2 protein-coding genes are annotated in these 12,504 nt (G+C 71.9%); both read left to right on the top strand.

The annotated features are described in order from the left end of the window. Window positions 1–55: 55 nt before the first annotated feature. Window positions 56–6,325, top strand: a complete 6,270-nt coding sequence (locus ACGFH8_RS26470) for an RHS repeat-associated core domain-containing protein (RefSeq protein ID WP_393372024.1) — start codon at window positions 56–58, stop codon at window positions 6,323–6,325. Between the two features lie 44 nt (window positions 6,326–6,369). Next, window positions 6,370–12,495 carry an RHS repeat-associated core domain-containing protein gene (locus ACGFH8_RS26465; protein WP_393372021.1) on the top strand — a complete coding sequence of 2,042 codons (6,126 nt, stop codon included), beginning with the start codon at window positions 6,370–6,372 and terminating at the stop codon, window positions 12,493–12,495. Window positions 12,496–12,504 lie beyond the last annotated feature (9 nt).

Here is a 12,504-nt window from a genome sequence, read left to right as displayed (position 1 = left end):
CGATCTCGCGTCGAGCGGGCGCGGGCGGCGGCTGGTTGACATCGGGGAGACGCGAATGACGGCTGCACGGGGGATCCGATTCTTGTTCGCCACGACGGCCGCGTTCACGGCCGTCGTCCTGGTCAATTCCGGGTGCGGCGTCGCACCCGCGTACGCGGGTCCGAACCGGGCCGGGCCTCGGGGGGCGCAGGCGGCGCCCGCGTCGGTGCCGCTGCGGGCGGCACCGACCTGGGCCGCCGCGCGGCCCGGCCCGGAGGACGTCGCGGCCGTGCGGTCGTCACCCGCGGTGACCTGGCCCGCGCCGGGTGCCGTCGAGGTCGACCGGCCAGGGGCGGGTGTGGCGCCGGCCCGGGTGGGGAGCCTGCCGGTCTGGGTGGCCGGGCAGCGCGGCGCGGCGACGCAGCGCGCCGACACCACCGCCAGTCGGGTACGGGTGGAGGTGCTGGACCACGCTGTCGCGCGTCGGGCCGGACTACCCGGTGTCCTGGTGCGGCTGGCGTCGGGCGGCGTGACCGCGGACGCCCGCGCGGCCGCGGTCGCGCCGCTGGACGTGGAGTTCGACTATTCCGGGTTCCGCAACGCGTACGGCGGCGACTGGGCCGCCCGGCTCGGCGTGGTGCGACTGCCCGAGTGCGTGCTGTCCACCCCCGAGGTTGCCGGATGCGCCAGGGGTGAACCCGTCCCCTCCCGCAACGACACCCGCAACGCGCGGGTCGGCGCGCGGGTCGACGCCGGTCTGTTCGCCGTCACCGCCGCGTCCGGCGGCAGCTCGGGGAGCTTCCAACCGACCTCGCTCGCGCCGTCGGCCGCCTGGTCCGTCGGGTTGGAGTCGGGCGACTTCGGCTGGCAGTACCCGATGAGCGCACCCGAGGTGCCGGGTCTGACGCCCGGCATCGGGCTGGGCTACTCCTCCGGCGCCGTGGACGGGCGTACCGCCTCCACGAACAATCAGCCGTCCTGGGCGGGGGAAGGTTTCGACCTCCAGGGTGGGTTCATCGAGCGGTCCTACGTGGCGTGCAAGGAGGACGGGCAGGCCGGCTCGGAGGAGCTGTGCTGGCGGTCCGACAACGCCACGGTGTCGCTGCCCGGGATGAGCGGTGAGCTGGTCCTCGACGACACCTCGGGGAAGTGGCACGCCGAGCACGACGAGGGCTGGCGCATCGAGCGGTTGACCGACGAGCACGCGAGCAACGGCGACAACGACGGTGAGCACTGGAGACTGACCTCGCCGGACGGCACGCAGTACTTCTTCGGCCGTGCCCCGGCGGCGAACTCCACCTGGACCGTGCCGGTCTACGGCAACAACGTGGTGGGCGGCAAGAACGAGCCGTGTCACCAGGCGACGTTCGCGGCGTCGTGGTGCCAGCAGGCGTACCGGTGGAACCTCGACTACGTCGTGGACCGGCACGGCGACGCGATGGCGTACTTCTACCAGCGGGAGACGAACAACTACGCCCGCGGCGGCGCCACTCCCACGCCGTACACCCGGGGGGGTTACCTGGACCGGATCGAATATGGCCTGCGGACCGACTCCGCCGCGCCCGCGTCGGCGCGGGTGGTGTTCTCCGTCGCGGACCGCTGCGTCCCGGGCACCACCTGCACCCAGGCGCAACCACAGAACTGGCCGGACACGCCGTGGGACCGGGCCTGTGCCGGCACGCCCTGCCAGGTCATCTCGCCGACGTTCTGGATCAGCAAGCGGCTGGCCAAGGTCACCACCCAGGTCCGCTCGGGTGGCAGCTACCAGGACGTGGAGTCGTGGACGCTCACGCACTCCTTCCCGGCCACCGGTGACATCACCACCGCCGCACTGTGGCTCGACTCGATCGTGCGAACCGGGCACGTCGGCGGTACGGCGAGCCTGCCGCCGATGACCTTCACCGGCGAGCGCAGGGCCAACCGGGTCGACACCGCCGACGACAACGGCGACGCCCCGATGAACAAGTGGCGCCTCGTGGGAGTCACCAACGAGACCGGCGGTCAGGTCAGGGTCAGCTACACCGAGGTGCCCTGCACCCGGTCGGCGTTGCCGGCCCCGGACCAGAACGCCAGGACGTGCTTCCCGGCGTTCTGGGGGCGGTCGGGCGCGGTCGATCCACAGCTCGACTGGTTCCGGAAGTTCGTGGTCAGTCAGGTCGTCGAGGACGACCGGTTGGTCGAGAACCCGGACGAGATCACCCAGTACGAGTACGTCGGCGATGCGGCCTGGCACCACGACGACACGGAACTGACCCCGGACCGGTTTCGCACCTGGGGGCAGTGGCGTGGCTTCCAGCGGGTGGTGGTGCGCAGCGGTGACCCCAACGGCGGCGAGCAGACCCGTACGGAGCACCTGTTCCTGCGGGGCATGCACGGCGACCGGACCACCACCGGCACCCGTGCGGTCGAGGTGACCGACTCGACCGGGCAGAAGAGGGTGGACGAGGCGTACTGGCGTGGCTTCGCCCGGGAGGTGACCGAGTACAACGGTGCCAGCGGGGCCTGGACCGAACGGACGATCTCGGAGCCCACGATGCTGGCCACGACGGCGACCCGGGACCGCCGCGACGGCACCCAGCTCAAGGCGTACCTGGTCGAGGAGCTGTCCCAGCGGGCCTACGTCGCGTTGGCCGACGGCACGCAACGCGTCACGGAGTCGGTCCAGAAGTTCGACCCCAACGGGACCTTGCGGGAGACCAACGACCTCGGAGACGTCACCACCGACGCCGACGACACCTGCACCGACTACACCTACACCAGCAACCGGGACGCCTGGATCATCGATGCGGAGTCCCGGGTCCGCACCGTCGGGGTGCGGTGCGGCGTGGAACCGTCCTACCCCGGGGACCTGCTCTCCGACCAGCGCTACTACTACGACGACAGCTCGACCTGGGGAGCGCCGCCGACCACCGGGGACGTCACCGCGGTCGAGGAGCTCGCCTCCTGGTCGAACGGCCCGGTGTACGTCAGCGGCGGCAGCGTGAAGCTGGACAAGCACGGCCGCCCGATCACGGTGACCGACTCGCTCGGCAACACCGACCAGGTCACCTTCACGCCGGACGTCGGCGGCCCGGTCACCAGGGTGACCACCACCAACGCGCTCGGGCACGCGAGTACTGTCACCCTCGACCCGCTGCTCGGCGACGCGACGACCACAGTGGACGCGAACGGCCGGCGTACCGAGCTGAGCTACGACCCGCTGGGTCGGGTCGTCGCCGCCTGGGCCCCGGGCCGGTCCAGGTCCGCCGGCGACAGCCCGCACGCGAAGTTCGCCTACCTGATCCGCAGCAACGGCGCCAGTGCGGTGACCACCAGCACGCTACGACCCAACGGCGCGTACCGGGACAGCCACAGCATCATGGACGGCTTCCTGCGACCCCGCCAGACGCAGACCCCCTCGGCCGCGGGAGGCCGGCTCGTCACCGACACCTTCTACAACAGTCGTGGCGAGGTGGTGAAGACCAACCCGGCGTACTGGAACAGCACGGCGCCGAGCACGACACTCGTCTCCCCGCCCGTGGATGCGAACCTGGCCGCGCAGACCCGCTACCTGTACGACGGCTCGGGTCGGCAGACGGCGGAGATCCTGGTGTCGCGTGGCGCCGAGAAGTGGCGGACCACCACCACCTACGGCGGCAACTGGACGGCGATCGACCCGCCCGACGGGGAGACCCCGACCATGGAGATCTTCGACGCCGACGGGCAGACGGTCGAGCTGCGCCAGTACTCCGGCACCGGACCGACCGGCGCCTACGACGCGACCCGCTACACCTACACCAGGTCGGGGGAGCAGGCCACGGTCACCGACCCGGCCGGCAACACCTGGCGGTACGGCTACGACCTGCGGGACCGCAAGATCCGTGCCGAGGACCCGGACACCGGGACGAACACCTTCACCTACGACGACGGCGACCGGCTGGTCTCCAGCACCGACTCCCGCGGCCGGACCCTTGTCAACACCTACGACGCCCTCGACCGTCGGACCACAGTCCGCGAGGGGTCCGCCACCGGCACGAAGCTGAGCGAATGGACGTACGACTCACTGCCCGGCGGCAAGGGAATGCCGGTCGCCGCGAAGCGGTTCGTCGGCACCGACGTCTACAGCAGCGAGGTGCTCGGCTACCTGGCCACGAACGGGATGCCTACCGGCACCCGGGTCACCGTCCCGGCGAGCGAGACCGGGCTCGGCGGCAACTACGACACGACAATCGAGTACGACCCGTCCGGCCGGATCGCCAAGACCACGTTGCCGGCGGCCGGCGGGCTCGGCGCGGAGACCCTGACCCAGGGCTACGACGCCTCCTCCGACCTGCCCAGCACGCTCTCCGGGCTGGCCCAGTACGTCGCCGGCACCTCCTACGACAGGTTCGGCGACGTGTCCTCGGTGACCCTCGGGGCGGCAGGCAGCCAGATCTGGCAGTCGTACCAGCGCGACGACGTGACCCGACGGCTGGTCCGCAGTTCGGTGATCCGGGAAACCGACGACGATTCGCAGGTCAGCGCCCGTAGCTACACCTGGGACCCGGCGGGCAACCTGCTCTCCGTCACCGACGCCCCCGACGGGGTCACCGCCGACACCCAGTGCTTCCGCGCCGACTACCTGCGCCGGCTGACCGAGGCGTGGACGCCGGCGTCGGGCGACTGCGCGGCCGCCCCGGCGACCGCGGCGCTCGGCGGGCCGGCCCCGTACTGGCACTCGTACCGCTACGACAGGGTGGGCAACCGGCTCGGCGAGGTGCAACACGCCGCCGCCGGTGACACCACCCGCGCCTACGGCTATCCGGATGCCGGCTCGGCCCAGCCGCACACGCTGCGGTCGGTCGCCACGACCGGCCCGGGCGGCTCGAGTACCGACACCTTCGGCTACGACAGCGACGGCAACACCACGGGTCGTACCGTCGGCGGCAAGACGCAGACCCTCGACTGGGACGCCGAGGGTCACCTGGTGTCGGTGACCGAGAACGGCACCACCACCGAATACCTGTACGACGCGGAGGGCAACCGCATCGTCAGCCGGGACCGGACCGGCACCACCGTCTACCTCGGGAGCACGGAACTGCGCCGGGAGGCGGGCAGCGGGCTGGTCAACGCGACCCGGTACTACACCCAGGGCGACGGCACGTTCGCGGTGCGTACCGGCACCGGCTCGGACGGGTTGAGCTGGCTCGTCTCCGACCACCACGGCACCGCCGACACCGCCATCCGGGCGGACACCCTCGCCGTCACCCGCCGCTACTCGCTGCCGTTCGGTGAGGCCCGGGGAGCGAAGCCGACCACCTGGCCCGGTCAGCGCAGCTTCGTGGGCGGGTCGGCGGATCCCACCGGCCTGGTGCACCTGGGCGCCCGCGAGTACGACCCGACAACGGGCCGGTTCCTCTCCGTCGATCCCGTCATCGACGACGAGGACCCGCAGCAGATGCACGGGTACGCGTACGCCAACAACAGCCCGGCGACCTACGCCGACGCCGACGGCCTGCGCGCCTGCGCGAACGAGAAGTGCACCACGTTCACCCAGCCGACGGCGGCAAAGAAGTCGAGCGCTGCCGCGGCGGCGGCGAAGGCGCGACAGATCCAGGCCGCGCAGTGGAAGGCCCGCGCGGACGCGCTCCGGAAGAAGTACCTGGCCGAACAGAAGGCGGCGGCGAGGGCGCGGAAGATCCAGGCGCAGCAGGCCAAGGAGTACGCCGCCGCGATGAAACGGAAGTATCTGGCGGACAAGAAAGCGGCGGCAAAGGCGCGCAAGATTCAGGCGCAGCAGTGGAAAGAGAAGGCCGCCGCCATGAAGAAGAAATACCTCGCGGACAAGGCGCTGTCGGCCAAGACGAGAAAGGAAAGTGGCTGCGCCGGCCATAACGGCTGTGGTCCCGCCGGTAAGGCGGCCAAGGCCAAGACACCCGCGGCCAAGGGCAAACCGAAGGGGGCTCTCGAGATCACGCCGAAGGACATCCTGGGCGCGTCCATAGACGGTGCGGCTGCTGGCATCTGGGAGGGCAGCGGCGGCGGCAAGGGTCGCAAGGTGATCGACTGGCAGAACAGCAAGGGCGGCAACTACGCGTGGCAGACGGTCGGCCAGTACGGAAAAGTTGGCAAGTTTGCCCTCAGTAATGCGTCCGGCGCGGCGAACGTGGCTCTCGGTGTCGCCATCGACGTGGGGCAGGGAAAGTCGGCGAAGACTGTCGCTCTGCACGCGGCCGTCGGTGTGGTGTCAGTCGTGGCGGGCGCACTCACGGGAGGGGTGGCAGCCGTCTTCTGCGCCATCTGCGGGGTGGCGGTCGGAATGTTCGTGGGCATCGCCGCGGGCAAGGTGTTCGAAGGTGCTTCCGACTACTTCTTCGGTGACGACTGATCATGTTTCGCAAACAACTGGCAGCGGGTTTAGCGGAGGTTGAAATGCGCGTACCTCGCAGATATCTGTCCATGATGGCCACGGGGGTGGCAGTAGCGCTGGTCGCGTCGTCGCTGTGGAGCGGGTCGGCGCTGGCCGCCCGCGCCGCAGCCCCGACATCACCCTCGATACCGTCCGGCCCGGCGCTCTCGGCGGCCCGTCCGGCACCCGTGCCGGCCGCTGATCCCAGCGCCGCCAGCACACTGCGAAAGGCGCCGGCGGTCAGTTGGCCCGCCGCGGGCACCGCCGACGTGCGGTTGCCCGCGGTGAGCGCGGCGGCTGCCAAGTCGGACGCCACACCGTCCTGGCAGCGGGCCGGTGACCTGCCGATCCGGGTGGGCCACCCGGATGCCGCCGGTCCGTCGACAGCCCGGGTGTCCGGTGCTCGGGCGGAGGCGACAGTCCGAGTCGAGGTGCTGGACCGCAGCGCCGCCGCCGCGGCCGGCGTACGGGGGGTGCTGCTGCGGCTGGCACACGTCGGCGATCCCGTCGGCCCGGCGTCGGTGGAGGTCGACTACTCGGGCTTCCGGCACGCCTACGGCGGTGACTACGGCTCACGGCTGCGGCTGCTCCGATTGCCGGAGTGCGCACTGACCACCGCCAATTCCACCGCGGGCAACTGCGCGCCCACGCCGGTGGCCAGCACCAACGACGCGGTCACCGGGCGGGTGCGGGCGAAGGTGAGCGACGGGTTGTACGCCGTGGCCGCCGCGCCGGGCGGCAGTGCGGGCACCTTCCAGCCGACGTCGCTCGCCCCCTCGGCCACCTGGCAGGTGGGGCTCCAGTCCGGCGACTTCAACTGGTCGTACCCGATGGCGCTGCCGCCCATGCCCGGCCGTGCGCCGGAGGTCTCCCTGGCCTATTCCTCCGGCAGCGTGGACGGCCGGGTGGTGGCGACGAACAACCAACCGTCCTGGGTCGGCGAGGGCTTCGACCTGCCCAGCGGGTTCGTCGAACGGTCGTACCGGGCCTGCCGCGACGACGGCGGGACGGGCAGCGGTGGCGACCTGTGCTGGGAGGCCCCCAACGCCACGCTGGTGCTGCCCGGCCTCGCCGCTGGTGAGCTGGTGCCGGAGACGGCGGCGACCGACAACAAGAACTGGCACCTCGCCGACGACCGGGGCTGGCAGGTCACCCTGCTGACCGGGGCGTCCAACGGCGACGACAACGGCGAGCACTGGCGGGTGATCGCGCCGGACGGGACACAGTATTTCTTCGGCCGGGCCACGGCGGCGAACTCGGCGTTCACCGTTCCGGTCTTCGGCAACGGGACGGGTGAGCCCTGCCACCAGTCGACGTTCGCGACATCGTGGTGCCAGCAGGCGTACCGCTGGAATCTCGACTACGTGCTCGACCGGCACGGTGACGCGGTGGCCTACCACTACGACCAGGAGATCAACTACTACGCGCGCAACGACACCACCCCGACCGCGTACGTCCGGGGCGGCAACCTCGCGCGCATCGAGTACGGGCTGCGTGCCGGATCCAGCGCCCCCGCCGGAGCGCGGGTGGTGCTCACCGCGGCCGACCGGTGCCTGCCGGGCACCACCTGCACCCAGGCCCAGCCGCAGAACTGGCCGGACGTGCCGTGGGACACCGCCTGCTCGGCGACGTCCTGCGCGATCACCACGCCGACCTTCTGGAGCACCAGGCGGCTGGCGACGGTGACCGCACAGGTGCGCGTCGGCGGCGCCTACCAGAACGCCGACTCCTGGACGCTCACCCACGGCTACCTGGACACCGGCGACGGCACCAGCCCGGGGCTGTGGTTGCAGTCCGTCGTCCGCACCGGGCAGGTGGGCGGCAACACCAGCCTGCCCGCAGTGACGTTCGGCGGCGCGCGGTCGGCCAACCGGGTCGACGGGCTGGAGAACATCTCGCCCATGAACAAGTGGCGGATCACGACGATCACCAACGAGACGGGCGGCCGGATCGCGGTCTCCTACGGCCGGGAGCCGTGTGACCGTTCCGCGCTGCCCGTCCCGGACACCAACACGACAAGATGTTTCCCGGTGAAGTGGACGCCGGACGGCGGGTCGCTCGTCCCGGACTGGTTCGTCAAGACCGCTGTCACCCAGGTCGTCGAGGACGACGCGACGACCGGACCGGACCGGATCACCCAGTACCAGTACCTCGGCGCCGGGGAGGCCGCCTGGGCGTACGACGACGCCGAGTTGGTGCCCGCCAGCCGCAAGAGTTGGGGGCAGTGGCGCGGCTACCAGCGGGTGCGGGTGCTGACCGGAGCCCCACCGGCGGCCGGGGCGCCTGATCTGCGTACGGTGACCGAGCACCTGTTCCTGCGCGGCCTGGACGGCGACCGGACGGCCGGCGGAACCCGTACCGCGTCGGTGGTCGACTCCCGCGGTGGCAGCATTCCCGACCGGGCCTACTGGCGCGGCTTCGCCCGCGAGACGACCACCTACCGGGGAGCGGGCGGCGGGTGGGTGTCCACGGTGATCTCCGAGCCGACGCAGCTCAGGGAGACCGCGAGCCGCGACCGGCCGACGAGTACGCCGCTGGAGTCGCACCTGGTCGCCGAGCGGGCCGAGGAGACCTACACCGCGCTGGCCGACGGTGGGGTACGCCGGACCAAGGTGGTCTACACGCACGAGCCGGACCACGGCACGCTGACCGAGGTCGACGACCAGGGCGACGTGTCGCTCGACGGGGACGACACCTGCACCACGTACACCTATGCCCGCAACACCACGGACTGGATCGTGGACAAGGTCTCCCGGGTGCAGAAGGTCGGCGTGCGGTGCGGCGGTGCCGTCTCGTACCCCGCTGACCTCATCTCCGACCAGCGCTACCACTACGACCAGAACGCCTGGGGCACCGCGCCGACGAAGGGTGACCTGACCCGCACGGAGGAGGCTGCGACCTGGGCCTCCGGGGCGCCGGTCTACCAGACCCTGTCCCGGGTCGTCACGGACCAGCACGGACGGCCGATCGAGGAGTTCGACGCCCGCGACAACCGGACCGGCATCTCCTACACCCCGGCCGTGGGTGGCCCGGTCACCCAGTTGGTCCGGACCAACCCGCTCGGCCACACCACCACGACGACCCTGGAGCCGCTGCGCGGGGCGGTCACCGCGGAGGTGGACGCCAACGGCGGTCGGACCAGCCGGGCGTACGACGCACTTGGCCGGGCGACCTCGGTCTGGCTGCCCGGCCGGGCCACGACGGATCCGGCAAACCTGCGCTACGAGTACCTGCTGCGGTCCAGCGGCGCGGCGGTGACCACGCGCAGCCTGCTGGCCGGCGGTGGTTACCGGACCAGCTACGAGCTGTACGACGGGCTGCTGCGGCTGCGGCAGACCCAGAACCCCTCGCCAGCAGGTGGGCGGGTGCTCACCGACGTCCAGTACGACCCGGTGGGCCGGGTGGACCGCAGATCCGGACCGCAGTACGACCGCAGCGGGTCGCCCGGCACCACGCTGCTCGGCCTGCCCGACAGCGCGGCCGAGTCGCAGACCCGCACCGTGTACGACGGGGCGGGCCGGCCGACGGCGGAGATCCTCCTGTCCCGGGGCGTGGAGAAGTGGCGCACCAGCACCACGTACGGCGGCAACTGGACGGCGGTGGACCCGCCCGAGGGTGGCACCGCGACGATGACCCTGGCGGACGCGGCCGGCCGGGTGGTGGAGCGCCGGCAGTACGTGGGTGACACGCCGAGCGGTGACTACGACGCCACCCGGTACGGCTACACCCGGGGTGGGCAGTTGGCCACCGTGGTCGACCCGGCCGGCAACACCTGGCGGTACGCGTACGACATGCGTGGCCGCCAGGTCCGGGCCGAGACGCCCGACACCGGCGCGACGACGCGGACGTTCGACGCCGAGGGGCACGTGCTCTCCACGACGGACGCCCGGGGGCGCACACTCAGCCACACCTACGACGCGCTCGGGCGGCGGACGAGCACCGACGAGGGTGCGACCCGGCTCGCCGGGTGGGCGTACGACACCGCGCCCAACGGCAGGGGGCTGCTCGCCTCCTCCACCCGCCACGTCGGGGCGAACGCGTACGTGAGCGCGGTGACCGGCTACGACGTGCGTGGTCGGCGTACCGGGACCGCGGTGACGATCCCGGCGGCGGAGACCGGCTTGGGCGGCACCTACGCGACCGGCTACCAGTACGACGAGACCGACCAGGTCACGTCCACCACGATCTTCGGTGGTGGCGGCCTGCCGGCGGAAACCCTCGCCTACGGCTTCGACGGGCTCGGCCTGCCGACGACCATGACCAGCGGCGCCGGGCGCTACGTCCTGGCGACCATCAGGGACGGCGTCGGTCGACCGATCTCGCGGACCTCCGGTGAATCCGGCCGGCAGCTCTGGCAGGCACAGCAGTGGGACGCCGCGAGCGGGCGGCTGACCGGCACGTCGACGACCGTGGAGGACGAGTCGACCTCTCGGGTGACCGCGCTCGGCTACACCTACGATGCCGCCGGCAACGTCCGATCCGTCGTGGACGCACCGGACGACGGAAGCGCGGCGGACACCCAGTGTTTCGGCTACGACCACCTGCGTCGGCTCACCGACGCCTGGACGCCGACCGGTGGCTGCGCCACACCCGCGGTGAGCGGTCTCGGCGGCGCGGCGCCGTACTGGCACTCGTACGGCTACGACCCGACCGGGAACCGCCGGGCCGAGGTGCGACACCTCGCCGGCGGGGACGTCACCCGCACGTTCGACCACCCGGCCGCCGGGACGGCCCAGCCGCACACCCTGCGGTCGGTGACCAGCAGCGGCCCCGGCGTATCCGGGACCGACACCTACGGGTACGACGCGAGTGGCAACCAGACGAGTCGTCGCGTCGACGGCACCTCCCAGCAGCTCGACTGGGATGCCGAAGGCCACCTCGGGTCGGTCACGACGGAGGCCGGCGGCACCAGCTACGTGTACGACGCCGACGGCACCCGGTTGCTGCGCCGGGACGCGGGCGGTACGACGCTGTACCTGGGCGACACCGAACTACGCGCGTCCGGGACCGGCTCGGTGACCGGCACCCGGTACTACCGGTTCGGCGGCGACCCGGTGGCGGTGCGCGTCGGCGCGGAGCTGAGTTGGCTGGTGACCGACCTGCACGGCACGGCCGGGGTCAGCGTCGACGCCGACGACCTGGGCGTCACCCGGCGCTACCGGCTGCCGTTCGGTGGACAGCGCGGCGTGGGCTCGGCCGCCTGGCCCGGCGAGCGGGACTTCGTCGGCGGGAGCGGTGACCCGACCGGTCTCACCCACCTCGGCGCTCGGGAGTACGACCCGGACACCGGCGGGTTCGTCTCGGGCGACCCGATCGTGGACCACGACGACCCCCAGCAGGTGCAGGGCTACTCGTACGCCAGTGGCAACCCGGTCTCGTTCAGCGACGCCAACGGGTTGAAGGTCTACCGGGGCATTCCGGCGCCGGCCGCGGACGGCCTCTACGACCCGTGGGCCTGCGCCAACTTCGGGTCGATGTGCAGCGGCACTGTCGACCCGAACGGTGACCTCGGCTGGGAGATGATCCACGAGGTCTACACCCCGAACTCCACCCGGGACGCGTCGAAGTCGCCGGTCTACGGCTGCTCGTACGACAACCCCGGGCCGGCCGTCGCCTGCCAGCAGCGCAGTCCGAGTCAGAGCGCGTACGTCCTGGCCGAGCGTCCCTGCCGTGGCTGGGACCAGTGCATCTCGCCGCGTCCGGTGGAGTGGCAACCGGCGGACGAGGTGGAATCGACCGGCTCCTCCACCGCTGGTGGCGGTCTGTCGCTGGCGGCGACACTGGCCCACCCGGCGAAGAGCGCGGGCGGGACGTCGGCGGGTGGGGTCTGGGCGGGTGCGGCGTCGAACAGCGCGAGCGGCGCCTCGTCGCCCAGGAAGTCCGGGCCGAGCAAGGGGCATTCGGGGCGTCCCGGCAAGTCGGGCATCGGGGTCGTGTCTGGCTGGCTGGAGCAGCGGGCGGAGGCGCCGTCCTGCGGGTACCCGTTGCCGTGCCCGGGACCGGCACAGGTGTACGGCGGGCCGTACGGGGTGCCGAAGGGCTCGTCGTCGCCGCTGCGCCCGGTCGGTGGCGGGTCCGGAAGCTCGTCGGGTGGCCTGGTGATCCCCCGGACGGCCGGGTCGCCACGCGGCGTCGTGATCGTCGGCTGACGCGGGACG

It is taken from the genome of Micromonospora sp. NPDC049175, assembly GCF_043197345.1.
In the GTDB taxonomy this organism is placed as follows: Bacteria; Actinomycetota; Actinomycetes; order Mycobacteriales; family Micromonosporaceae; genus Micromonospora.
This window is presented reverse-complemented; position numbering and strand designations above follow the sequence as displayed.